21 protein-coding genes and 1 pseudogene are annotated in these 23,206 nt (G+C 69.9%); 9 read left to right on the forward strand and 13 right to left on the reverse strand.

Going from position 1 to position 23,206, the window contains the following annotated elements; genetic code table 11:
• Window positions 1–211: 211 nt before the first annotated feature.
• The gene (locus ADL29_RS25020; RefSeq protein ID WP_078971267.1) at window positions 212–2,077 is read right to left on the reverse strand and encodes a SpoIIE family protein phosphatase; all 1,866 of its coding nucleotides are present in this window, start codon (window positions 2,075–2,077) and stop codon (window positions 212–214) included.
• 323 nt (window positions 2,078–2,400) lie between these two features.
• Here ADL29_RS25020 and ADL29_RS46680 point away from each other — a divergent pair.
• From ADL29_RS46680 to ADL29_RS25035, 4 genes and pseudogenes are all read left to right on the forward strand, one after another.
• Window positions 2,401–3,291 (forward strand): annotated as a pseudogene (locus ADL29_RS46680) (HAMP domain-containing protein); the annotation flags it as partial.
• Window positions 3,292–3,521: 230 nt separating this feature from the next.
• A complete protein-coding gene (locus ADL29_RS25025; RefSeq protein WP_425424279.1) occupies window positions 3,522–6,398 on the forward strand; it encodes an ATP-binding protein in 2,877 nt (958 codons plus the stop codon).
• Window positions 6,395–7,231: a response regulator gene (locus tag ADL29_RS25030; protein WP_053925851.1), complete on the forward strand. Its 837-nt coding sequence runs from the start codon at window positions 6,395–6,397 to the stop codon at window positions 7,229–7,231. Before ADL29_RS25025 ends, ADL29_RS25030 begins: the two co-directional genes overlap by 4 nt.
• A gap of 241 nt (window positions 7,232–7,472) precedes the next feature.
• Complete coding sequence (locus tag ADL29_RS25035; RefSeq protein ID WP_053925852.1) at window positions 7,473–7,730, forward strand: hypothetical protein; 258 nt, start codon at window positions 7,473–7,475, stop codon at window positions 7,728–7,730.
• Here the strand turns inward: ADL29_RS25035 and ADL29_RS25040 are convergent.
• From ADL29_RS25040 to ADL29_RS25070, 7 genes are all read right to left on the reverse strand, one after another.
• A complete protein-coding gene (locus ADL29_RS25040) occupies window positions 7,727–8,260 on the reverse strand; it encodes a SigE family RNA polymerase sigma factor (protein WP_053925853.1) in 534 nt (177 codons plus the stop codon). The two genes, ADL29_RS25035 and ADL29_RS25040, sit on opposite strands and share 4 nt — an antisense overlap.
• 185 nt (window positions 8,261–8,445) lie before the next feature.
• Window positions 8,446–9,612, reverse strand: a complete 1,167-nt coding sequence (locus ADL29_RS25045) for a lipid-transfer protein (RefSeq protein WP_053925854.1) — start codon at window positions 9,610–9,612, stop codon at window positions 8,446–8,448.
• Window positions 9,609–9,998: a MaoC family dehydratase gene (locus ADL29_RS25050; RefSeq protein ID WP_211274387.1), complete on the reverse strand. Its 390-nt coding sequence runs from the start codon at window positions 9,996–9,998 to the stop codon at window positions 9,609–9,611. Before ADL29_RS25050 ends, ADL29_RS25045 begins: the two co-directional genes overlap by 4 nt.
• Before the next feature lie 23 nt (window positions 9,999–10,021).
• Window positions 10,022–11,101 (reverse strand): acyl-CoA dehydrogenase family protein, encoded by a 1,080-nt coding sequence (locus ADL29_RS25055; protein ID WP_053925856.1) that lies wholly within the window; start codon window positions 11,099–11,101, stop codon window positions 10,022–10,024.
• Complete coding sequence (locus tag ADL29_RS25060; protein ID WP_053925857.1) at window positions 11,101–12,099, reverse strand: bifunctional MaoC family dehydratase N-terminal/OB-fold nucleic acid binding domain-containing protein; 999 nt, start codon at window positions 12,097–12,099, stop codon at window positions 11,101–11,103. Before ADL29_RS25060 ends, ADL29_RS25055 begins: the two co-directional genes overlap by 1 nt.
• Window positions 12,096–13,253, reverse strand: coding sequence for an acyl-CoA dehydrogenase family protein (locus ADL29_RS25065; RefSeq protein WP_053925858.1), 1,158 nt, complete (start codon window positions 13,251–13,253; stop codon window positions 12,096–12,098). Before ADL29_RS25065 ends, ADL29_RS25060 begins: the two co-directional genes overlap by 4 nt.
• Window positions 13,254–13,496: 243 nt before the next feature.
• A complete protein-coding gene (locus ADL29_RS25070; RefSeq protein ID WP_053925859.1) occupies window positions 13,497–13,805 on the reverse strand; it encodes a hypothetical protein in 309 nt (102 codons plus the stop codon).
• Between the two features lie 399 nt (window positions 13,806–14,204).
• On the opposite strand from ADL29_RS25070, the gene ADL29_RS25075 reads away from it, so the two are divergent.
• Window positions 14,205–15,170 carry a bifunctional DNA primase/polymerase gene (locus ADL29_RS25075; protein ID WP_053925860.1) on the forward strand — a complete coding sequence of 322 codons (966 nt, stop codon included), beginning with the start codon at window positions 14,205–14,207 and terminating at the stop codon, window positions 15,168–15,170.
• 16 nt (window positions 15,171–15,186) lie between these two features.
• Here ADL29_RS25075 and ADL29_RS25080 read toward each other — a convergent pair whose 3' ends face one another.
• Window positions 15,187–15,960 carry a class I SAM-dependent methyltransferase gene (locus ADL29_RS25080; RefSeq protein ID WP_053925861.1) on the reverse strand — a complete coding sequence of 258 codons (774 nt, stop codon included), beginning with the start codon at window positions 15,958–15,960 and terminating at the stop codon, window positions 15,187–15,189.
• A gap of 174 nt (window positions 15,961–16,134) precedes the next feature.
• Here ADL29_RS25080 and ADL29_RS25085 point away from each other — a divergent pair, with 174 nt between their 5' ends.
• Window positions 16,135–16,797 (forward strand): SUKH-4 family immunity protein, encoded by a 663-nt coding sequence (locus ADL29_RS25085; RefSeq protein WP_245689622.1) that lies wholly within the window; start codon window positions 16,135–16,137, stop codon window positions 16,795–16,797.
• Between the two features lie 32 nt (window positions 16,798–16,829).
• Here ADL29_RS25085 and ADL29_RS25090 read toward each other — a convergent pair whose 3' ends face one another.
• A complete protein-coding gene (locus ADL29_RS25090) occupies window positions 16,830–17,285 on the reverse strand; it encodes a GNAT family N-acetyltransferase (protein WP_053925862.1) in 456 nt (151 codons plus the stop codon).
• A gap of 415 nt (window positions 17,286–17,700) precedes the next feature.
• On the opposite strand from ADL29_RS25090, the gene ADL29_RS25095 reads away from it, so the two are divergent.
• Window positions 17,701–18,426, forward strand: coding sequence for a tyrosine-protein phosphatase (locus ADL29_RS25095; RefSeq protein ID WP_053925863.1), 726 nt, complete (start codon window positions 17,701–17,703; stop codon window positions 18,424–18,426).
• A gap of 57 nt (window positions 18,427–18,483) precedes the next feature.
• Here the strand turns inward: ADL29_RS25095 and ADL29_RS44635 are convergent, their stop codons facing one another.
• Both ADL29_RS44635 and ADL29_RS25100 read right to left on the reverse strand, forming a co-directional pair.
• The gene (locus ADL29_RS44635; protein ID WP_245689623.1) at window positions 18,484–18,900 is read right to left on the reverse strand and encodes a DUF6083 domain-containing protein; all 417 of its coding nucleotides are present in this window, start codon (window positions 18,898–18,900) and stop codon (window positions 18,484–18,486) included.
• Between the two features lie 319 nt (window positions 18,901–19,219).
• On the reverse strand, window positions 19,220–19,834 hold the full coding sequence (locus tag ADL29_RS25100; protein WP_053925864.1) for an RDD family protein: 615 nt from the start codon (window positions 19,832–19,834) through the stop codon (window positions 19,220–19,222).
• A 443-nt stretch (window positions 19,835–20,277) separates the two neighbouring features.
• Here ADL29_RS25100 and ADL29_RS25105 point away from each other — a divergent pair, with 443 nt between their 5' ends.
• Together ADL29_RS25105 and ADL29_RS41535 are read left to right on the forward strand one after the other, a co-directional pair.
• On the forward strand, window positions 20,278–21,216 hold the full coding sequence (locus ADL29_RS25105) for a YcxB family protein (protein WP_053925865.1): 939 nt from the start codon (window positions 20,278–20,280) through the stop codon (window positions 21,214–21,216).
• A gap of 471 nt (window positions 21,217–21,687) precedes the next feature.
• Window positions 21,688–21,906: a ribosomal protein L7/L12 gene (locus tag ADL29_RS41535; protein ID WP_281181951.1), complete on the forward strand. Its 219-nt coding sequence runs from the start codon at window positions 21,688–21,690 to the stop codon at window positions 21,904–21,906.
• Window positions 21,907–22,019: 113 nt separating this feature from the next.
• Here ADL29_RS41535 and ADL29_RS43660 read toward each other — a convergent pair whose 3' ends face one another.
• The gene (locus tag ADL29_RS43660; protein ID WP_157878571.1) at window positions 22,020–22,883 is read right to left on the reverse strand and encodes a hypothetical protein; all 864 of its coding nucleotides are present in this window, start codon (window positions 22,881–22,883) and stop codon (window positions 22,020–22,022) included.
• Window positions 22,884–23,206: the final 323 nt, after the last annotated feature.

Consider the following 23,206-nt stretch of genomic DNA (forward strand, 5'->3'; position numbering starts at 1 on the left):
GGTGGGCGGGGGTGGTGGGCGGGGGGATATATCTGGGCGCGCGCCTCGTAGCCCGGTACGGGTGTGTGGCACAAGCGAACCCGTAGCACCGTCCCGCCCTCCTGACGACGTGTCGGATCGGAGCAGACACGGGCCACACGCTCGCCGAGCGCAGGGCGTGTTTCACGTGAAACACCCTGCTCAGCCCGAGAGTTGACGGCGAGGGAGCGGATCACCCCGGCCGGCCGTTGCGGACCGCCTGCAGCACCAGCACCGACAGATCGTCTTCCACCGGCCCCGTACCGAAGTCGTGCGCCGCGCGCCGTACGTGCTCCGCGAGCGCCTTGGCGCCCAGCCCCATTCCGTCCCGGAGGATTCCGGCGAGGCCGTCGTTGTCGTCCAGCTGCCAGTTGCCGCAGCGGCGTTCGGTGACGCCGTCGGTGACACAGAGCAGGCTTTCGCCGGGGGCGAGGTCGAAGGCGCTGGCCTGGAATTCCGTGCCCTCGTCGATGCCGAGGAGCATCTGGGGTTCGGAGGCGGGCTCGACCGCGCCGTCGGCGAAGAGGTGCAGGGGCGGCGGATGGCCGGCGGTGGCGACCGTGCAGTGGGCGCCGGACATACCGGGGTCGACCTCGAGCTCACCGTAGAGCAGGCTCAGAAAGCGGGAGCTGGCCTGTTCGCCGCTGAGTTCCACGGCCTCGGCGCTGTCCTCCGCCATCGCGACGTTCAGCTTGCCGAGCACCGACTCGACGCCGTGCCCCTCGCGGGCCAGCAGCCGTACCAGATGACGGGCGAGCCCGGTGACCGACATCGCCTCCGGGTCCTTGCCCTGGACGTCGCCGAGCAGGAAGCACCAGCGGTGCTCGCCCGTCGGGAAGATGTCGTAGAAGTCGCCGCCCACGGTCAGCCCCTCGCCGTGCGGCTCGTAGACGATGGCCGTGTCGACGCCCTCGATACTGGCCAGCGACGTGGGCAGCTGGCGGCGCTGCAGTGCCTGGCTGATGGTGGTCTGGCGGGTGTACTGGCGGGCGGTGAACACGGCCTGGGCGACCCGCCGGGCCACGTCCTCCACCATCCGTACGACGGTGTCGGTCATCTGCAGATGCCCCGCCCGGCCGAGCAGCAGGACGCCCTGCTCGGTGTCCCGCGTCATCAGGGGGAACGCCAGCGCCGAGCCGCCCGTGCGCTGCGCACCCGCGCTCTCCGGCCAGGGCCAGGGGGTGCCCGCGGTGCGCAGGCCGAGGGACGGGTTCTCCCGCTCCAGCTCCGCGCGCAGCGGCGGGATCCGCCGCTCGTCGACATGCCAGACCCGGGACAGCCTCATACCGGTGCCCTCGGTGTTCAGCCAGATGGCACACCAGTCGGCGAGGCGGGGGACGAGCAGCTGTGCGGCCAGCGCGGTGACCATTTCCTGGTCGAGCTGCCCGGCCAGGAGGTCGCTGGTCTCGGCCAGAAAGGAGGGTCCGCCGCGGTCGGCCCATTCGGCGGCGTGCGCATGGGCGAGGGCACCCGGGTGGGCCTGCGGGGCATGGACGGGGGGCTCGGCGACGCGCGTCCGGGCGGGCGGCGGCGGGCCCGGGACCTCGGGCTCGCCCTCCCTCGCCACCAGGCGGAACCACACCGTCTTCTCGGACTGCCGGTAGGTCACGCCCCAGGACTCGGCCACCGCGCTCACCAGCTGGAGGCCGTAGCCGGGCTCACCGCTGCGTGCGTCCACCCCGCCGTGCACACCCCGGGAGGGATGGCGGTCGGCCACCTCCACTACGACGCCCATGGTGGCGGGGCCGTCGTCCGGGCCATCGGCCGCTTCCTCATCCGAGCCGTTGCCGTCTCCGCCTTCCCCGCCCCCCTTCCCGCCGTTCCGCTCCCGGCCCGGCTCCAGGCGGCAGGTCACATCGATCTCCGTACCGGCATACATGACGGCGTTGGTCACGAGTTCGCTGACCAGGAGGAGGACGTCGTCGATGAACCGGTCGGTGAGGGCGGCCGACCCGGGGGTCGCCGGGCGCCGCCGGGCCCGTTCGGTCAGCACCGTACGGACGAATTTCCGGGCACCGGCGGGCGCGAGCTGATTTGCCGGGAGTCCCCTCCGGGACACGGCTTCCGTCGCGGGTGCGGACAACGGCCCCACTGCGCCCCCTGGGTGCGCCTGGGAAGAAGTAATTGCGAGCGCTTTATACTATGACATATCTGCCCAAATGGATCACTGGATCACTGGGGGGATGGCACGCCATGGCCCGCGACCCGACCCCGCCCGACGCTGCTTCTCCTGCTTCTCCGCCGCACTCCGGAACTTCCCCATCCCCTGCCCGCACCGGCCTCGCGTCCGATGGGCAGGCGGTGCGTACGGGTGCCCCGCAGCAGGTGCCGGATGACGTCCAGCAGATCCGTACGGCGGATCTGCGGCAGCTGCTGGCGGCGATGAACGCCCTGTGCGAGGGGGATTTCACGGCCCACGCGGACGGCGTCCAGAACGGTGTGCTGGCCGATATCGCGGGGGTCTTCCACCAGATCGTGGCCCGTAACGCGCATCTGGCCGGTGAGCTGCAACGCATCCGCCGCGAGATCGTCCGGCAGGGCCGGCTGGACGAACGGATCACGGCGAGCCCCGGCCAGGGCGGCTGGACGACCAATGTGGACGCGGCCAATACGGTCCTCGAGGCGCTGGTCGTCCCGGTCTCGAAGGCCACCCGGGTGCTGGACGCGGTGGCCGACGGCGATCTGACCCAGCACGTCGATCTGCACGACGGCAACCGCCAGCTCCGCGGCGACCTGCGCCGCCTGGGCAGCGGAGTCAACCGCATGGTGGACCAGCTGTCGCTGTTCACCGGCGAGGTGACCCGGGTGGCCCGGGAGGTCGGCACCGAGGGACGGCTGGGCGGCCGGGCCAAGGCCCAGGGCCTCTCCGGTGACTGGCTGCATGTGACCGAGGCGGTCAACACCATGGCGTCGCGGCTGACGGCGCAGGTGCGGGACATCGCGGTGGTCACCACGGCGGTGGCACGCGGCGATCTGACCCAGCAGGTGACGGTCGAGGCCACCGGTGAGCTGCTCGAGCTGAAGCTGACCGTGAACACGATGGTCGACCAGCTGCGGGCGTTCGCGGACGAGGTCACCCGCGTGGCCCGCGAGGTCGGCACCGAAGGCCAGCTGGGCGGCCGCGCCCAGGTCAGGGGCGTATCCGGGGTCTGGAAGGACCTCACCGACAACGTCAACTTCATGGCGTCCAACCTGACCTGGCAGGTGCGCAACATCGCCCAGGTGACCACGGCGGTGGCCAACGGCGACCTGAGCCAGAAGATCACGGTGGACGCCCGGGGCGAGATCCTGGAGCTGAAGTCGACGATCAACACCATGGTGGACCAGCTCTCCGCCTTCGCCGACGAGGTCACCCGCGTCGCCCGCGAGGTCGGCACCGAAGGGCGAGATCCTGGAGCTGAAGTCGACGATCAACACCATGGTGGACCAGCTCTCCGCCTTCGCCGACGAGGTCACCCGCGTCGCCCGCGAGGTCGGCACGCGACCTGTCGAAGAAGATCGACGTGGACGCCCGGGGCGAGATCCTGGAGCTCAAGGACACCGTCAACACCATGGTCCAGCAGCTGCGGGCGTTCGCCGACGAGGTCACCCGGGTGGCCCGCGAGGTCGGCACCGAGGGCCGGCTGGGCGGCCGGGCTCAGGTCCACGGCGTCTCCGGGGTCTGGAAGAACCTCACCGACAACGTCAACTCGATGGCCGACAACCTGACCTCCCAGGTCCGCAACATCGCCCAGGTCGCCACCGCCGTGGCCAAGGGCGACCTGTCGAAGAAGATCGACGTGGACGCGCGCGGCGAGATCCTGGAGCTCAAGACCACCATCAACACCATGGTCGACACCCTGTCGTCGTTCTCCTCCGAGGTGACGCGGGTGGCGCGCGAGGTGGGCAGCGAGGGCCAGCTGGGCGGCCAGGCCCGGGTCGAGGGCGTCTACGGGACCTGGAAGAAGCTCACCACCAGCGTGAACGAGCTGGCGCTGAACCTGACCACGCAGGTGCGGGCGATCGCCGAGGTCGCCAGCGCGGTCACCCAGGGCGATATGTCCGGCTCCATCTCCGTGGAGGCCCAGGGCGAGGTCGCCGCGCTGAAGAACAACGTCAACCTGATGGTGGCGAACCTGCGCGAGACCACCCGCGCCAAGGACTGGCTGGAGTCCAACCTGACCCGTATCGCGGGACTCATGCAGGGCCACCGCGATCTGGTCGAGGTCGCCGATCTGATCCTGCGCGAGCTGACACCGCTGGTGAACGCGCAGTTCGGCGCGTTCTTCCTGGCCGAGGCGGGCGCCGAGCCGGGCGAAGGGCTGGAGCTGATCGCCGGTTACGGCACCGGCCAGCCCGAAGGCCGCCACTCGCTGCCCCGGCTCCGCATGGGCACCCCCGGGTGGGGGCTGATCACCCAGGCCGCCATCGAGAAGAAGCGCATCCTCGTCGACGCCGTCCCCCCGGACTACATCACCATCAGCTCCGGCCTCGGCGCCTCGGCCCCCGTGAGCATCGTCATCCTGCCCGTCCTCTTCGAGGACCAGGTGCTGGGCGTCATCGAACTGGCGTCGTTCAGCAGGTTCAGCGAAGTGCACCTCGCCTTCATCGACCAGTTCGTGAACACCATCGGCGTCTCCATCAACACCATCATCGCCAACTCCCGTACCGAGTCGCTCCTTTCGGAATCCCAGCGGCTGACCGCGGAGCTGCGCCAGCGCTCCGACGAGCTCCAGCTCACCAACGCCGAGCTGGAGGAGAAGGCGGCACTCCTGGCCACCTCCTCGCAGTACAAGTCCGAGTTCCTGGCCAATATGTCGCACGAGCTGCGCACCCCCCTCAATTCCCTGCTCGTGCTCTCCCGCCTGCTCGCCGACAACCCCGACGGCCGGCTCTCCGCACAGGAAGTGGAGTTCGCGGTCACCATCCACCGCGCGGGCTCCGACCTCCTCCAGCTCATCAACGACATCCTCGACCTGTCGAAGATCGAGGCGGGCCGGATGGACGTCCACCCCAAGGCCCTCCCCCTGGACAAGCTCCTCGACTACGTCCGGGCGACCTTCCGGCCGCTCACCGTCGACCGCGGCCTCTCCTTCGACGTCAAGGTCGGCGAGCAGGTCCCCCGAGAGCTGTTCTCCGACGAACAGCGCCTCCAGCAGATCCTGCGCAACCTCCTTTCCAACGCCGTGAAGTTCACCGCGACCGGCGGCGTCGAGCTCAGCGTCGAACGCGCCCCCGCCACCGGCTTCACGGAGGAGTCCCTGCGCAACGCCGATGTCGTCATCGCCTTCGCGGTCAAGGACACCGGGATCGGCATCCCCGCGGAGAAACTCGACGGCATCTTCGAGGCGTTCCAGCAGTCCGACGGCACCACCAACCGCAAGTACGGCGGCACCGGCCTCGGCCTCTCCATCAGCCGCGACATGGCCTCCCTGCTCGGCGGCCGGATCACCGCCGAGAGCGAGCCCGGCGTCGGCTCGACCTTCACCCTCTACGTCCCCGCCCGCTACACCGGCGCCACCCCCCTCTCCGGCCCCCCGACCCCGACGACCGCACCGTCGCCCACTCTTCGTGAGAACGTGCCCACCGTCGGTGAAGTTCCCGTCGCCCCGGCCGGACGCGTCCCCCAGCTCCGCGCCGAAACGGCCGCGCCCGCCGCCCCCGCGACCGGCACCGAAGCGGGCCCCGAACCCGCGCCCGAACCGGACACCGACATCTACGCCGAGCTGTCCGGCGACGTCTTCGACACCCCGCAGGCCCCGGCCCGTACGGGCGACCACTCCGCCTTCCGGTCCGACGGCTCGGACGTCACCTGGCCGGAGACCACCCGGCTCCGCGAATGGCTCAGCGGGCGCCCCGGCCGGGTGCTGGCAAACCGCCGCATCCTCATCGTCGACGACGACATCCGCAACGTCTTCGCCCTCACCCATGTCCTGGGCCGGGTCGGCATCAGCGTGAAGTACGCGGAGAACGGCCGCGAGGGCCTCGAGGTCCTGGACCGGACACCCGATGTGTCGCTGGTCCTGATGGACATCATGATGCCTGAAATGGATGGTTACGAGATGATCAGGGCGATCCGTCATGCACCCCGCTTCGCGGACCTGCCGGTCATCGCGCTCACCGCGAAGGCCATGCCGGGCGACCGCGAGAAGGCGATCGAGAGCGGGGCCGACGACTACATCCCCAAGCCGGTCGACGTCGACCAGCTGCTGGCGGTGATCTGCCGCCTCCTGGATCCCCAGGACCGTGCGGGGGGCGCACGGCCCGAGCCCCGCGGGGACGACACGGCCGCCGGGGCGGCAGCCTCGCCGGGCGCCGGCCCGGCACCCGGCGCGGACGACACCCGCGGCACCCCGCCCGACGGAGATCCGCCCGGCGACACGACGGGGGAGGCCACATGACCGCCACACCCGACAGCACCGCGAGCATCCTCATCGTCGACGACATGGAGGAGAACCTCGTCGCCCTCGAGGCCGTCCTCGGCTCGCTCAGCCAGCACGTCGTCCGCGCCCGCTCCGGCGAGGAAGCGCTGAAGGCGATGCTGCGCGAGGAGTTCGCCGTCGTCCTCATCGACGTCCTGATGCCGGGCATGAACGGCTTCGAGACCGCCGCCAACATCAAGGGCCTCGACCAGACCAAGGACGTCCCGGTCATCCTCCTGACCGGCGCCTCCGTGGATCCCAACTACGCCTACCGCGGCTACACGGTCGGCGCGGCCGACTTCCTCATCAAGCCCTTCGATCCCTGGCTGCTGCGCACCAAGGTCAATGTCTTCCTGGAGCTGCACCGCAAGAATCGCCAACTGGCCGCCCAGGCAGAGCAGTTGAAACGGCTGCTGACCTCGGAGGAGGTCATGGGGGAGGTGGCCACGGCCACCGCGGAACCGCCGGAGCATGCCGGGCCGCCGGCCCCCGAGACCGCAGAACTCCCGGAGGCTCCCCTGCCACCGAAGCCGCCGGAGCACCCGGCGCCCCCGAAACCTCCCGTGCTCTCAGAGGTCGCGGCGGCCTCCGAGCCCATGCCGCCGCCGGTCACGGACCTCCCCCGCGACCAGAACGCCCTGCTCACCACGGGCCCCGGCGAGGCCGCCCGCCTCGCCGAGATCGTCGGCCAACTCACCGAGATCGAGGTCCTGTTGCGCGATGCGGAGGGCAGCCAGGCCACCGGCCTCGCCGACCGCATCGCAGGACTGGAGCAGGCCGTGGGCAGACTCCTGGTGAGCCGGGGCACATAAGCCGGGAACGGACGCCGGGGAACGGAACCAGCGGAACCAGCGTGGTAGTGCCGTTCGGGATGCGAGTCCGGCAGGCCCAGGTGCAGGTCTGCGCTCAGCGACAGCAGGCCATGACCGGCGAAGTACACCAGGAAGGCGTCCGTGGCCTCGGCCGCGGCGGTGTGCACCACGTCGAGGACGTCGCCGGGGGATCCGGGGTCGGACAGGACCACTGGACTACGGCCGACTGCGGCACGAGCTGGTGCATGTGTGCCCGGCCGTCAGCCGGCTGGTCATCCTGGACTGCTGCTACAGCGGACGCGCCTTCAGGGGGCATCTGGGTGCGCTCCGCCACCATCTGCTGGACGAGGGGCGCGGCGACCGGGAGCAGGAGGTGTTCCTGCGCGAGTGGACCGCGGCCCGCCGTCCTCCTGCACGGCTTCCACCGCCGTCCGCTCGGCAGCAGCAAACGGACGCCGTTCCCGGCGGCCGGGATCGAGCGCGCGCCGCGCTCCGCTAGCCGATCATCGCCAGCTCCGGATCCTCCCGGAGCTTGGCCAGGGCACGGGACACGGCGCTCTTGACCGTGCCGACCGAGACCTCCATGATCTCGGCGGTCTGCGCCTCGCTGAGGTCCTCGTAATAGCGCAGCACGACCATGGCCCGCTGCCGGGCGGGCAGCCGCATCACCGCGCGCCACATCGCATCCCGCAGGCCCTGGAGCTCGGCGGGGTCGGGGACCGGCGTGGGATCCGGCTCGGGGAGCTCGTCGCAGGCGAACTCCTCGACCTTGCGCTTGCGCCACTGGGAGGTGCGGGTGTTGATCAGCGCGCGGCGGACATAGCCGTCCAGGGCGCGGTGGTCCTCGATCCGCTCCCAGGCCACGAAGGTCTTGGTGAGCGCGGTCTGGAGCAGGTCCTCGGCGTCGTTCGGGTTGGCGGACAGCGACCGCGCGGCGCGCAGCAGGACCGGCCCCCGGGCCCGTACATAGGACGAGAACGTCGGGAACACAGCGGCGGTCGAAGCGCCCTTGCACACTGGCGTGGTCATGTGTTCCACGCTAGAAGCGGAGCCGCGTCCAGGGATCGGCCCCAGGTGCCGAAGACCCCTCCCTCTCAAGTTGTACGGACGGTGCGGGCTCCACCTCCTTAGGGGGGACGGGGCGGCCGGTTCCCCTGGGGGATCTCAGGGATGGCAGGGACCGCCGTCGCCCGGGCACCCGCGCACGGCGGCCGTCAGCCGTCCCGGCCCAGCACCAGCCCCGACGTCGGCACCCCGGTGCCCGCCGTCACCACCACCCGCCCCGCCTCCGGGACTTGGTTCACGGAGGTGCCGCGGATCTGCCGCACCGCCTCCGCGATGCCGTTCATGCCGTGCAGATACGCCTCGCCGAGCTGCCCGCCGTGGGTGTTGAGCGGCAGCGCGTCCGCGGCGACGAAATCCGCCGCCTCGCCCGGTCCGCAGAAGCCGAATTCCTCCAGCTGCATCAGGACGAAGGGCGTGAAGTGGTCGTAGAGGATCGCGACGTCGATATCGGCCGGGGTGAGTCCGGAGGTGCGCCACAGCTGCCGGGCGACGACGTTCGTTTCGGGCAGGCCGGTCAGATCGTCCCGGTAGAAGCTGGTCATCTGTTCCTGGGCGCGGCCGGCGCCCTGCGCCGCGGCCGTGATCAGCGCGGGCGGTTGCCGCAGATCGCGGGCCCGTTCCGGCGAGGTCACCACGATCGCCTGGCCGCCGTCCGTCTCCTGGCAGCAGTCCAGCAGCCGCAGCGGCTCCACGATCCACCGGGAGGCGGCATGGTCGGCGAGCGTGATGGGCCTGCCGTGGAAGTGGGCGGCCGGGTTGCGGGCCGCATGCCGGCGGCCGGTGACGGCGACATGGCCGAAGGCGTCCGGCGTCAGTCCGTAGGTGTGGAGATAGCGCTGGGCGGCCATGGCGACCCAGGAGGCGGGGGTGAGCAGGCCGAAGGGGAGGTTCCAGCCGAGCGCCGTGCCCTCGGCGGACGGTTCGCGCCGCTGGACGCCGGAACCGAACCGGCGGCCCGAACGTTCATTGAACGCGCGGTAGCAGACGACGACCTCGGCGATGCCGGTGGCGACGGCCATGGCCGCCTGCTGGACAGTGGCGCAGGCCGCACCGCCCCCGTAGTGGATGCGGGAGAAGAAGGACAGCTCGCCGATGCCGGCCGCCTGCGCCAGGGTGATTTCGGGGGTGGTGTCCATGGTGAAGGTGACCAGCCCGTCGACGTCAGCCAGGGCCAGCCCGGCGTCGTCGAGGGCGGCGTGGACGGCCTCGACGGCGAGCTTGAGTTCGCTGCGGCCGGAGTCCTTGGAGAATGCGGTGGCGCCGATACCGGCGATGGCGGCGCGGCCGGAGAGGGCGTCGGGGCGGCGAAGGCTCATCGGGCGGCCCCCAGGTGGACGGTGACCGTGCCGGTGACGTGGTTGCCGAGCCCGTTCGCGCCGGTGACCCGTATCCGGGCCGTTGTGCCGTCGACGGCGGTGACCGTACCGCTCAGCACCATGGTGTCTCCGGGGTAGTTGGGTGCCCCGAGCCGTATCGCCACCTTGCGGAGCACGGCGGTGGGCCCGAAGTGGTCGGTGATGTACCGGCCGACCAGGCCGTTGGTGGTGAGGATGTTCATGAAGATGTCCGGCGCGCCCTTCTGCCTGGCGAGCTCGGCGTCGTGGTGCACGTCCTGGTAGTCGCGGGAGGCGAGGGCGCCGGCGACGATCAGGGTGCGGGTGATGGGGATGGTGAGCTTTGGCAGCTCGTCGCCGGCCCGCACGTCCGGACCGCTGTCGCCGGCTTTCATACCTGGCCCTCCTTGGTCAGCAACTCCCCCAGTTCTTCGAGGAGTTGGGCTCCAGATCCCAGATACGCGGCCAGCTGACGGCCCCAGAGGAAGTGGCGGTGGACGGGATGGTCGACGTCGGCGCCGATTCCGCCGTGCAGATGCTGGCCCGCGTGCACCACGCGGGTGCCCGCCTCACCGGCCCACCAGGCGGCGGTCAGCGCATGCGGGGCGGCGTCCAGCCCCTCGTCGCGCCGCCAGGCCGCCTCGTAGACGGTGACCCGGATCGCCTCGGTGTCCATATGGGCGTCGGCGGCGCGCAGCAGCACGCCCTGGTTGGTGGAGAGGGGACGCCCGAACTGCTCGCGGGTGGTGGTGTGGCCGACCGCGCGGGCCAGGGAGCCCGCGCACACTCCGGCCTGAAGGGCGGCGAAGGCGGTACGGGCGGCGGCCAGGACGTCGGCGTACGCACCGGAGGGGCCGTCGTACGCACCGGAGGGGCCGCCCGCCCCGCCCAGCCGCTCGCCGGGCGCCCCGTCCAGGCGGAGCCGCCCCGCCGCCCACGGTGCGGTGGTCTCCACCGGATCCCGCCGCACCCCGGGCCCGTCGGTCCGTACGAGCCACAGCGCCCGCCGGGCGTCCGGCACCAGGACATGGGTGGCGTCGCGCAGCCACGGCACCACCGGGACCACCCCGGTCAGCCGCCCCGCCCCGCCCGGCCGCTCCTCGGCCCGTACCCCGGCGTGCGCCGGAAACGCCCCGGTCGCCACGTGGCCGCCGTCCCGCAGGCCGGGCAGCAGCCGCGCCCGCTGCTCGTCCGTACCGTGCCGGACGACGGCCAGCACGCCGTACACACAGCTCGCGGCGAACGGCACCTGTGCCGTCGTGCGCCCCTGCTCCTCCAGCAGCAGGACGAGCCCCAGCAGCCCGGTCTCCTCGACCGCACCCGGCAGCCCGGCCGCACACAGCGCCTTCCACAGCTCGGCGTCCGTGCCGGTGCCGGCCGCGGCAAGCCGTTCGTGCGTGGCGAGATCGCCGAAGATCCGCGCCGCCAGCCCTTGGGCCGCGGTCTGCTCCTCCGTGGGGGTGAAGTCCATCAGCCGCCGCTCCCCGTCAGCCCGTTGCCTGCCTGCCGCCCGTTGCTCGCCGGCCCTGCGTGGAACACCGGCAGCTCCCACTCCTCGTCCACCCGCAGGAATTCCAGCCGCACCGGCATCCCGATCCGCACCTCGTCGTACGGCACCCCGACCACATTGCTGACCATCCGCACCCCTTCGGCGAGCTCGAGCAGAGCGACGGCATAGGGCGGGGCGAAGGCCGGGAAGGGCGGATGGTGCATCACCACGTACGAGAAGACGGTGGCCGCACCGCTCGCCTCCACCGTGTCCCACTTTGCCGATCCGCAGGCCCGGCACCCGGGCAGCCAGGGGAAGCGCAGCGCCGCACACCCGCCGCACCGCTGGATCAGCAGCCGGTGTTCCGCCACGCCCTCCCAGAACCCGGCGTTGTCCCGGTTGATGACGGGGCGGGGGCGGCGCGGCGCCGGCTCCTGGCGCTCCTGGCGCTCCGGGGGTGCCGCCGGAGCGTCGCCGGGGACCGGAGCCTCGGTGCGGACCGGGGCGTATTTGAGGATCCGGAACCGATGCGTCCCCACCGGTTCCGGGTCCCCGTCCACCCGGACCTCCATCCGCGTCGTCACGAAGTGCCCGGTCCCCAGCTTCGTCGTCTTGCACTCCGATACGGACTCGATCACCGAGTCGTAGACGATCCGGTCCCCGGGCCGCAGCGGACGCAGATACTCCTGCTCACAGTCGGTGGCGACGACCGAGGTGTACCCGGCGCCGTCCAGCAGCGCGAACAGTTCGTCGTGTGCCGCGAAGCGGCCGGTGTGCCCGGAGAGCCCGCCCATCGTCCAGGCCTGGAGCATGGTCGGCGGGGCGATCGCGTCCGGGCCCCGGTAGGCGGGGTGGGCGTCGCCCATCGCCTCGCACCAGTGCCGGATCATCGCCTCGTTGACCGGGTCCTTGCCGGCCCCGGTGGCGGCCGCGGTCCGCCCCTCGAACGCCTTGAGCCGCTCGTACGGGATCCCGCTCACCGCCGCCCCCTCCGCATCCCCAGTCGCATCGTCGCCACGATCTCCCTCTGGACCTCGCTCACGCCGCCCCCGAAGGTGTTGATCTGCGCCGCACGGTTCAGCCGCTCCAGCTCGCCGTCCCAGAAGGCGCCCGGTGACCCGGCCCGCACCAGGGCGGCGTCGCCGGCCACCTCCTGGCACATCCGGTAGACCTCGACGGCGCTCTCCGTACCGGCGAACTTGACGCCGCTGGCGTCCCCCGGGCCGAGCGTGCCGGCGCCCACGTCACCGACCATCCGCCAGTTCAGCAGCCGGGTGGCGGCCAGCCGGGCGTGCGCCTCGGCGAGCCGGGACCGCACCCAGGGCCGGTCCGCCGGGCGCTCGCCGGTCTCCGGGTCCGGCGTACGCGCGTGAGCCAGCGCCGCCTCGAAGGAGTCCTCGGCCTGCATCCCGATCGCCGCCAGCGCGACCCGCTCGTGATTGAGCTGATGGGTGATCAGCTGCCAGCCGGCGTTCTCCTCGCCGACCAGGTTGCCGGCCGGGACGCGTACGCCGTCGTAGTACGTGGCGGTGGTCATCAGCCCGCCGACGGTCTCGATCGGCGTCCAGGAGAAGCCCGGCGCGTCGGTGGGCACCAGGACGATCGAGATGCCCCGGTGCTTGGGCGCGGCGGGGTCGGTGCGGCAGGCGAGCCAGATCCAGTCGGCCTGGTGGGCGTTGCTGGTGAAGCTCTTGCCGCCGTCGATCAGCCAGTCGGGGCCCTGCCGTACGGCACGCGTGGACAGGGCGGCGAGATCCGTGCCCGCCGCGGGCTCCGTGTAGCCGATCGCGAAGACGATCTCGCCGCTGAGGATGCGCGGCAGGAAGAAGTCCTTCTGCCGCTGCGTTCCGTACTTCATCAGGGTCGGGCCGACGGTGTTGAGGGTGACCATCGATACGGGCGCGCCCGCGCGATAGGCCTCGTCGAAGAAGACGAACTGCTCGTCGGCGCCGCGGCCCCGGCCTCCGTACGCGGTCGGCCAGCCCAGGCCCAGCAGGCCGTCGGCGCCGATCCGGCGGAGTACCGCGCGCTGTCCGGCGGTGTCCCCGGGCGGTCCGTCGGGCAGCAGTTCCCGGAAGTAGTCGCGGAGTTCGGTGCGCAACCGCTGCTGTCGCGCGGTGGGGGCGAGGTGCACGTCGGCGGCCTCCCCTTCTGGTGGCCGTACGTCCGGTGCGCGGGGATCCGGGCATACGAACGAGCGAGCGGGTTTCTGACTGTCCGTCAGAAACCCGCTCGCTGTCAAGGTCGGCGCAGTGACCCCCGGCGCAGCCCGCACCTGCAGCGCCGACCCCGACATATCACCCACCGGATCACCGTCCGGTCGGCCGCCGCTCCCCAGGGCGGCCGCGAAGACCCCGCTCGGAGCGCGGGGAAGGGGTCAGCCGATGTTGTTCCCGAAGCTGACGGTGTCGTTGCTCTGGTCGACGTCCGTGAAGCCGGAGCCGTTCACACTCGCGGTGTTGTTCTGGTTGGAGGCGCCGGCGCCGTTGGCAACCTGCTGTCCGGTGGTCGAGTTTCCGTGGTTGTGACCGGCGACGCCGGTCCCGGTCTGGCTCGTGGCCGCCGCACTGGACCCGTTGTTCGCAAGGCCGCCGTTGTCGGCGTGCGCCACACCGCTGAAGAGCACGGCCGCGAAGGGCAGGGCGGCGGCGACAGCGATGACGCGGGCGGTACGGGTGCTTGCCATGTCTATTCCTCCTACGGAACACAACTACTGGATCTGACTGGAACTGACCTGCTCGACCGGCCTGTTGGCCGACCACTCGGCCGACCGGCCCGGCTGCCGGATCCGGTCCGTATGACCTACCGGACCCGATCCACTCGCCAACTCCGTTCGATCACTGGGCAGTTGGCCGACCACCCAGCACGTGCCTCGACGTCGCGACCTCAGGATTGCCCACCGAATCCCCGGCGAACCCGTCATGAAGGGTCGATTCCCTCGCAAGCATGAGGAACATCGGATAAACCATCTCCGCGCCCCAGCGCCCCCGCATGGCCACCCAAGCCGTTGTGACCTGGCATTTCCCCCCTTCCCGCCGCCCCTCACCCCCTTCCTTTCTTCGAACATTCATACGAAAATAGATCCATGGGCACGCACCGCAGCACTGCCGCCGGATCTCCGCACATCGGCCCCCCTCCGGGGCTCCCCACCGGGCCCGGCCCCTCCCGGTACGCACCGTCCCGGCACGCACCGTCCCGCCCGCACCCGGACGCCCACTCCGCCGCCCTCGCCCACGCCCTTCAGGCCGCCGAGCGCGGTTACGCCGTCATCCCGCTGACCCGCACCAAGCACCCCGCCGTCCGCTCCCCGCACCGCGGCCACCCGGAGCAGCCACCCTGCCGCGGCGCCTGCGGCCGGATCGGGCACGGCGTCCACGACGCGAGCCGCGATCCGCTCGACATCCGCCGCATGTTCGCCGCGGCCCCCTGGGCCACCGGGTACGGCATCGCCTGCGGCCTGCCGCCGTACCACCTCATCGGCATCGACCTCGACACCAAGAACGGCGCCGACGCCCTCACCGCCCTCCGCTTCCTCGCCGAAGCGCACCACTTCCCGCTGCCGCCGACGGTGACGGTCCGCACCCCGAGCGGCGGCCGCCATCTCTGGTTCACCGGCCCGCCGTCGCCCCCCGTCCCCAACTCCGCCGGACGCCTCGCCCCGGGCATCGACATCCGCGGGGCCGGCGGCTATCTGGTCGGCCCCGGCTCCCTGACGGCTCGCGGCCGCTATGTCCTGGCGACCGGCGCACCCCTCGTACCGGCCCCCGCCCCGCACGCCCTGCTCGCCCTGCTCACGCCCCCGCCTCCGCACCACGAGGCCCCGCCCGCCGGCTCCCCACATCCCGCCTCGGCCCTCGTACGCTTCGTCCGCACCTCTCCCCAAGGCCAGCGCAACGCCCGCCTCTTCTGGGCCGCCTGCCGCGCCCACGAAGCCGGCCTGGCCCAGGAGCTGGCCGCCCGGCTGATCGAGGCCGCCTGCCATACGGGGCTCTCCGAGCAGGAGGCACGGGCGACCGTCGCATCGGCGGGGCGGCGACCGGGACGGCAGTAGGGGCGACCAGGGGCGGCTACGCGACGGGTTTGCGCGCCTCGATCAGGAACCGCGTCGTCTGCGCCACGAACGCACCCTCCCGCCGGATCAACTCGTCCAGCTCCCGCAGCCGCTCCCGATAGCGGTCCACGCTGAAGTCCGGCACCATCCAGATCACTTTCCGCAGAAAGTAGGCAACCGCCCCGATATCGAAGAATTCGGTCCGCAGCGACTCGGCGCGCAGATCGACCACCTCCAGGCCGGCCGCCTCCGCATCCCGGCGGGCGTCCTCGGGGTGACGGGCACGCCGTACGCTCTCCGGCTGCGGCCCCAGGAAATACTCCACCAGCTCGAACACACTGGCCGGACCGACCTGTTGGGAGAAGTACGTGCCTCCCGGACGCAGCACGCGTGCGATGTCCTCCCACCACACCGTCACCGGATGACGGCTGGTCACCAGGTCGAACGCGGCATCGGCGAACGGCAGCGGCGGCTCGTCCGCATCGGCCACCACCACGGCGCCAAGCGGATGCAGCAGTGCGGTGGCCTTGGCGACATTCGGCGGCCAGGATTCCGTGGCGACCATCACTGGCGGCATTTTCTCCGCTGCGGCGAGCACTTCCCCGCCGCCCGTCTGAATGTCCAACGCCGCCGACGCCCGCGCCAGCCGTCCGCTCATCGCCCGCTGATACCCCCAGGACGGCCGCTCCTCCGTAGCGCGCCCGTCCAGCCACGAGAAGTCCCAGCCCGCGACCGACACGGCCGCCGCCTCGGCCACCAGATCGTCAAACGTACGCGATGCCTCACCCATACCGTCATCATCCCGGCAATTTCCGGCATCCACCAACGATTTTCCCTGGCCGGACGGGCCGCCCCGGCCAACCCGCCGCGACTGTCAGTGCCATGCGCTTCACTCGTCACCGAGACACCAACGCAACACGCGCGCACGCGCCACGACCCGGACGTCACACCGCAGGAGGGGCTCATGCCGGACGAGACCACCGCCACCACCGCCATCACCACCACCGACGACACCCCCATCGACATGGACACCGACACCGCCGCCCTGCTGGCCGCGGCCAAGGCACCGACGGCCGAGTGGCTGGAGTCCTGCTTCGGGGCGGGCTCACTGTGGCGCCCGACGGAAGCCGAGCTGCCCGAGCGGCTGGAGGACGGGGAATCGCGCACGTTCCTGACGACCATCGGCTTCCCGGCCGTCCACCTGGCGTTCGTCGACTTCGACTCCACTCACCTTCGCGAGAAGGGCCTGTGGGAGGAAGATCCCGCCGAACTCTTCGGCGAGCGCCGCCCGGACGACGACTCTCCCCCGGAGCGCTACGCCTACGGCCTGGGCGAGCAGTACGCCATCAACCTGATGCTGATGGGCGACACCGGCTCCATCCGGCTCTACGACCCCAACGGCTGGGACCACGCCGCCGGGTATGCGGGATGGGCAGCCGATGACCTGCCCACCATCACCGGCGCTCTGGCCCTGCTCGCCCGGTACGAGGACCGGCTGACCGGGGACGACGCGGCGGCTGCCCTGGAGGAGTTCCGCTCCCTCCTCACCGCGCTCGAGCCCGCCCTCGAGCCCTCCCGTTTCTGGGACAACATCTTCGACGTCATCGAGGACGAGTACCTCCACTGACCCCCTGCCCCACGAGGCCTACCCCACGCGGCCTACCCCACGGGGATCGCGAGCTCCGGCCGATCCCACATCACCACCGGCGGCCTCGCCCACTCCGTTCCGGTCCGCTGGGCGCCGATGCTCCGGTAGAACCCCTCGGCAGGCGGATGCGCCACCACCCGCACACTCTCGATCCTCGCCCGCCGCGCCTCGGCCCGCATATGTTCCACTAGCAGCCGCCCGATACCGGCCCCCTGCGCATGATCCGCCACAAACATCAGATCCAGCTCCGGCGGATCGACGATCAACGCATAGAAGCCGAGCACCCTGCCCTCGTCCGCGCCGTCCCCTTCCACCGCCACGAACACCCGGTGCGCCGCTATGTAATCGGCCCCCACCCGATACCCCGCCACCATCGAGGCATAGGGCCCCTCGTACGCCCTGGAACTCCGCACCATCCGCCCGAGCCGCCGGGCATCACGGGCCTCGGCCCGCCGAATCCTCACCATCGCCGCCCCACCCCACCATCTCCCGCCGCACCCGCTCAATGCGGTAACCACAACACTGACGACCTAACGACCTAACGACATTACCGACCGTACCGCATCAATCCAACGGCCGGAATTTCCGGCCGGACGACTGCCACCGGGAGGAATTCCAAGGAATCCGAGTCGGACAACAACTCACCCCCTCATCGCGGAATACTCCATTCCGTCCGCCCGGGCCCATACACCCGCAGACCCGCCTACCCTGACCCCAAGAATTCGCCTGACCAGCACATATCCCACTGAACCAACGCGGCTGGATAAGGGATGAACAAGGGATGGATAAACGACTACGCACCCCTCGAGTTCACCCTCCCTCTCCCCCTCCCGGCCCGGAAAACATCCCCGCGCGATCACAAAAGAGAATAGGGTGCCGCGAGTGAAACGACACGTGGAATTCGAGCGCCTGCACAACTTCCGTGACCTGGGCGGCTATCGCAGCCAGGACGGCCGTACCGTGCGCTGGGGTCGTCTGTACCGGTCCGACTCGCTCTCCACACTCCAGGGCGCCGACTGGGACCTTTTCCTTTCGCTGGGCGTGCGCACGGTGATCGATCTGCGCTACCCATGGGAGATCGAAGCCAAGGGCCGGGCGCCCGGCGCCGAAGGGCTCGCCTACATCAACCTCAGCGTGGAGCACCGCCCTTACGACCAGGCGGAGATCGACCCGGCCCTGGACCCCTGGCGTTACCTCGCCGATCGGTACGCGGAGGTCGCCCACGACGGCGCCGAGGAGCTCCGCCAGGCACTCGAGGTGATCGCGTCCGAGAGCACCCCGCAGGTCTTCCACTGCGCATCGGGCAAGGACCGCACGGGCCTGCTGGCCGGACTGGTTCTCTCCCTCATAGGCGTGGACGAGGACACCATCGCCGCCGACTTCGCCCTCACCGAACTGGCCACCGAGCGGCTGATCGCGGACTGGAAAGCGGCCCACCCGGACCGGGCGCTGAAGTGGCCCGGCTACGGGCGCGCACCGGAAGCGGTCATGCGGCTGTTCCTGGCCGACCTGACCGCCGCCCACGGCTCCGTACACGACTACGCCGTCAAGCACCTCGGCGCCGACGAATCCCTGATCTCCCGGCTCCGCACCCGACTCCTTGTCTGAGCCTCCGAATCAGGAAGCCGGGCCTGTGTGTTCCTGCCTGGCCTCCTGCTCGGCGTCCTACTCGACGTCCTGCTCGACGTCCGGGTTGAGACACTGTGCCCGGTGTGCGGGGCGCACCGGGTCGCTGGGGAGTGGTTCGATGCCGCGGATTCGCATGGCCACGACGTCGACAATGACGCGGGAATGCCGGCCCCGTAGGGTCGCCAGCCGCCATCGATGGCGAGGCGCCACGTCCTTCGCCGGTAGGTCTTCGACGGCCAGATAGACCCATCGGTCGTAGTTGGTGGGGTAGTGCCTGACCATGGCCCCGCAATCACGACAGGTCGGCGGCTCGCACCAGGTGACGTCGTCCGGATCGGGTTGGGCCTTGGGAGGGGCCGTGGCGCCCTCCTCCAGGGCAAGTTGGTTGGCGTAGACGTTCCAACAGGGATCGCACAGCACGGCCATGAGGCTGACGCGGCCACGTTCCCTCACGGTAGGGCCGCCTGTGTGGCAGCCCTGGCATATCTGGCTGGTTTCCTCAATCGCCCCCATGGGGTGGAGAGTGAGCGCACAGGTTCAGGGGACAACAGGGCGCAATTGGGTCGCATCGGCGCATACACAGCGACCAGGCACGGGCCACTGCCCCAACCACCACCACTGCCACTGCCACTGCCACACCGCACTAGGCACCAAGTCGCCGATCAACCGGCGGACAGTCGTCCATCCACGCGGCCCGAAGGCCCGCTCGCGCGGATGCGAGCGGGCCTTCGGGCGGATGAGGTACCGACCGGCGGCCGGGCTCGGCATCGGCTTACTCGGTGCTGATGACCACCGTGCGCATGACCTTGTCCGCGAAGGTCTGGCCCTTCGCGTCCCACGCCGGCCACAGGTAGCCGATGCTGCACGCCGCGCTGTCCAGCCCGTGGCAGATCCGGCGCAGCAGGGCCATACCGAAGCCGAGCGGCCGCCCGGTCTCCTCGCGGATGAGCCGGATCTTCATGACCTTCTTGCCCGGCGACGCGCCCTTGCCCTCCTTGACGAGGATGAAGATGTTGGCCGCGACGAACCACAGGAGGGCAACCACCAACAGGCCGATGATGATGGGGACTCGTACCTTCTCCCTGGCCACGTAACACTCGTGGTCCATGAAGCAGCCCGACTTCATGGTGCCCTCGAGGACGACCGCGGCGATGACCGCAATCACCGGCACCAGACCGGCGACCAGGAAGTCGATCAGAAAGGCACCGAAACGGCTGCCCCAACTCGCGTACACCCCGGGCCCGACGGGCATTCCGGGCTGCTGGGGCTGGCCGTAGCCCGGCGCGGCCTGCTGGGGGTATCCGTACGGGGCCGGCTGCTGCGGAGCTCCGTACTGGGCCTGTGGCGGTTGCTGGCCGTAGGGGTTGTTCGGGCTGCCGAAGCTCATCTGTGGTTTTCCTCCGATGTGTCAGGGTGACGACGCGGCGTGCCTCGGAGGTAAAACAGGTTTCACCGGCCCGCCCCCCGACGATGCCTGCGGCACTGCCCGACGATCCTTCTAGCTGCGGCTTGACTCTGTCCAGTCAAGGACTGGCAGGTGTCGGCAAGGTGTGTGCCTGGCAGGCTCGGATTCTGGTGACCGTGCGGCATCCGTCGCTGAGGTCGATTCGGGGCCCGATCTGACAGCAGCCCGCGACCGCGGCCTTCCTGCGTTGGCGGGGCACGGTCTTGGCCTTGGCCTTGGCCTTGTCGAGGTGCCCGTACACCGTCGACCACAGCACTCCGAACATTCCGTGACCTCGATGACGTACGGTGCCGACCACCGCCAGGTCGCCGGAGCGGCTGAGACGGCCTCTACGATGCGGTCGATCACCGAACCGGGGAGGGGACATGACCGAGGGCCGGGAAACGGACGCGGTCGCCGAGAGACCGGTGGAGCTGGCCTACCGGCCGACCGTCGGCGAATGGGCGTCCGCGCTGCGGGCACGCGCGAGGAGCACCGGCGCGGGACGCTTTCAGCGTCGGGCTCTGGTCTGGACGGTGGCGGTCTCGACCGTCGGCGCCCTGCTGTCGGCGGCCGGCTCCGGCCACCGGGACACACGGTGGCCGCTGTATGTGGGAGCGTTGGCCTTCGTCGCCTTCATGACTGCGGCGCCGTCGTTGCAGGCGCGCCGCCTCCACCGGCTCGCCGAACGGCACGGGGACATCCGCGGGACGGTCGACGACACCGGGCTCCGGCTCGCCACCGCGCACAGCTCGGCCAGTCACGACTGGCACCTCTACTCGCGCTATGCCGAGACGCCGGAGCTGTTCGTGCTGCTCAGCGCCGACAAGTCCGCCGTCGGCTTCGTCGTCCTGCCCAAGCGGGCCGTGGCGGACCCGGAGGAGGTGGACCGGCTGCGGGCGGTCCTCGACCGGCGGCTCGTGCGCGCGGACGCCGCCGAGGCGCCCGGAAGCCCGCAGAGCCGGGGGCGGGCCGTCGGCCGCGGGGCTGGCTCCGTCGGACTGTTGCTGCTGGGGCTGTTGCTGTTCTTCTTCGCCTTCGCCGCCGTCCAACGGGCCGCGCACCCGGACCGCTTTCCCGGAATCCAGAACAACACCGCCCCGATATCGGCCGTCATGCTGGGGCTGGGGGCACTTGCGGTCGCCGGGGCTTGGTGGCTCGTACGGCGGATGACGACCATGCGGACCGTGACCATCGTGCTCGCCGTCCTTGTCCTGCTGGCCGGTGGCGCCGCCCTGTACCGCGTGGGGCCGATGCTCCACTGCTGGGGCTCGGACCGGATCGCCCGCGGGCCCGAGGGCGCCTACGTCTGCTACGGCTTCTGAGCGAGCCACGGTCTCCGAGCGGGCCCGGAGATCATCTCTCGACGGCGGCCTGCAGAAACCGCGCAGGCAGCAGGCAGCAGACCACCAGCCGCAATCGAAGCTCTCAAGGCCACTGGTTACCTTGCGGCCGGCGTCAGCCAACGCAGTCGGAGCGGGCCCGGATCACTCCGGAACCCGCTCCGACCTGCATGTTTGTCTACCTCGGCGGAGGCTGTGGGATTTGAACCCACGGTGAGGGGTTACCTCACGACAGTTTTCAAGACTAGGTCCGCAAGCGGAACAACACTGCTCCTGGCCTGCACATTCAGGCTCACGTAGTGCGGTACCGCCTCCACTCGTCCACGTCTCGTCCACAGGCACCCAGACCTGCGACAGTCCGAGCGTGTCGATGGCGCTGCCTGGCAGCAGGGAGGCGAGCACACTGTGCCCGAGTGCGTCGAACTTGTCTGCGACTAAGTGTCGACTCCAGTTGTGGTCCTGGAACCAGACCCCTGGGCCGTTGAAGTAATGAAGGTGCTGCACAGGCTGACGGGACTGAGTTTGTGGCATAGCAAGATCCTGACCAGGGACGTGCCAGCAGACGTCCTGGAAGAAGTTTCGGAGGAGTCGGCAACCGCTTCGACGACGATGCTGCGCGATGCAGGCGCCCTGGCCGAAGTAAGGCGGCAGCCAACGTCACCAGGCCAATAGTTCCGACCTGGGGTTTCACCGGAGCCGATTTCGGGATTTCGAACCACCATCCACCCATTGGGCGATGTCCGATCTCGGACCGCAGCCGCCCGAGACTCCCCGTTAGCGGGGCATCAGGCAGGCCCCCTGGTACGCCTTTGAGCGGGAACAGACTTCAGCATTTTCCCAATAAGCTCACAATTCTCGCGGCTCCAATATCCAAGATCGGATAGAAGTGGATGGTATCGATTGAAATCAACTCCGGGGTTATCCTCGATAATCGACCAAGACTTGAGAAGCGCCAATTGTGCGGCTTGGGCCTGCCGCATGAAGAAATGAATCTTTTCCCTCATCGGGTCGTCAGGGGTAGGATAAGTCTCCGGGATTGCCAGATCGAATTGCGCCATAGTCCCCTTAGTGCGCGCCCCTTCGAGTACGAGCGGAACATAAACGCAGCCCGCACTATCGCGCCGCAATGCATCCATGACCTTCAGATGCTCAGGGCGGAACTCGGTGCATATCCAGACTGCATGACTGGCGTTCACCTCAGCTGCACAGCTGATCAACCTGCCCAAATGATCCGCATCCGACCTTTCAAGTTGATTCTCAATAACCACAAATCGATCCATGGGCCCGATTCGGGTTTTCGCGAGAACGTCTATCCTATAGCCCCCAATTTTCTGCTCAGTACCAACCAGAGTCAGCGGATTCTCCATCCTAGCCGCTCTCTGCACATCTACCAACGTTTCCGCGATATAGGGCGTCAGGTCAGCCGCTTCATGCGGAAAGTAATCGCGGAAATTGGTAACTCCTCTCAGCCAGAGGAGCCGTTCTTCATCCACCCCCTCCGGCTCCTCCGCATCAACAATCTCTAGCCCAGTTGGTTCATCTGCCCTGGCTGCGTGAAGGAAATCGTTCGCTTCGAATTCCGAGTAGGCGGAGGCAAACGCCTGTCCCAAGCTCGCCCAGTCCAGGGCAGGAGTTGAATCAATCATCACGTCCGGAACCGTACCTTCCGCCACTGACAATGCCGCTGGACGAGTCTCGCAGGAACCACTCACGCGTAGAACTTCAACGGCAGTGCGAAGCCATCGAAGCCCACCGCGCCTTCATCGCCCGCCGCCGCGCACTACGCCCCAGCACCGAGTACCGCCCCCCCCCACCACCAACGAGGAATGGGTCGCCTTCCTCGGACACTTCGAACGCCGCAAACTCTCCATCGGAACCTGCGCCCGCGCCTTCGGAACTCCCTGCATCCACGAACACGCCTGCTTATCCGAACTACCGACCCTGAAATAACGTGGGGGAGGTGGAGCCGTGT

Source organism: Streptomyces chattanoogensis (assembly GCF_001294335.1).
GTDB lineage: Bacteria > Actinomycetota > Actinomycetes > Streptomycetales > Streptomycetaceae > Streptomyces > Streptomyces chattanoogensis.

Bases quoted from the DNA above. Each gene is read 5' to 3' on its own strand.
- ADL29_RS25045 (WP_053925854.1), bottom strand. From the start codon at position 9,612: ATGAGCCTTCGCCGCCCCGACGCCCTCTCCGGCCGCGCCGCCATCGCC.
- ADL29_RS25085 (WP_245689622.1), top strand. From the start codon at position 16,135: ATGCCGGACGAGACCACCGCCACCACCGCCATCACCACCACCGACGAC.
- ADL29_RS25070 (WP_053925859.1), bottom strand. From the start codon at position 13,805: ATGGCAAGCACCCGTACCGCCCGCGTCATCGCTGTCGCCGCCGCCCTG.
- ADL29_RS25100 (WP_053925864.1), bottom strand. From the start codon at position 19,834: ATGAGCTTCGGCAGCCCGAACAACCCCTACGGCCAGCAACCGCCACAG.
- ADL29_RS25030 (WP_053925851.1), top strand. From the start codon at position 6,395: ATGACCGCCACACCCGACAGCACCGCGAGCATCCTCATCGTCGACGAC.
- ADL29_RS25055 (WP_053925856.1), bottom strand. From the start codon at position 11,101: ATGGACTTCACCCCCACGGAGGAGCAGACCGCGGCCCAAGGGCTGGCG.
- ADL29_RS25040 (WP_053925853.1), bottom strand. From the start codon at position 8,260: ATGACCACGCCAGTGTGCAAGGGCGCTTCGACCGCCGCTGTGTTCCCG.
- ADL29_RS25105 (WP_053925865.1), top strand. From the start codon at position 20,278: ATGACCGAGGGCCGGGAAACGGACGCGGTCGCCGAGAGACCGGTGGAG.
- ADL29_RS25080 (WP_053925861.1), bottom strand. From the start codon at position 15,960: ATGGGTGAGGCATCGCGTACGTTTGACGATCTGGTGGCCGAGGCGGCG.
- ADL29_RS25090 (WP_053925862.1), bottom strand. From the start codon at position 17,285: ATGGTGAGGATTCGGCGGGCCGAGGCCCGTGATGCCCGGCGGCTCGGG.
- ADL29_RS25075 (WP_053925860.1), top strand. From the start codon at position 14,205: ATGGGCACGCACCGCAGCACTGCCGCCGGATCTCCGCACATCGGCCCC.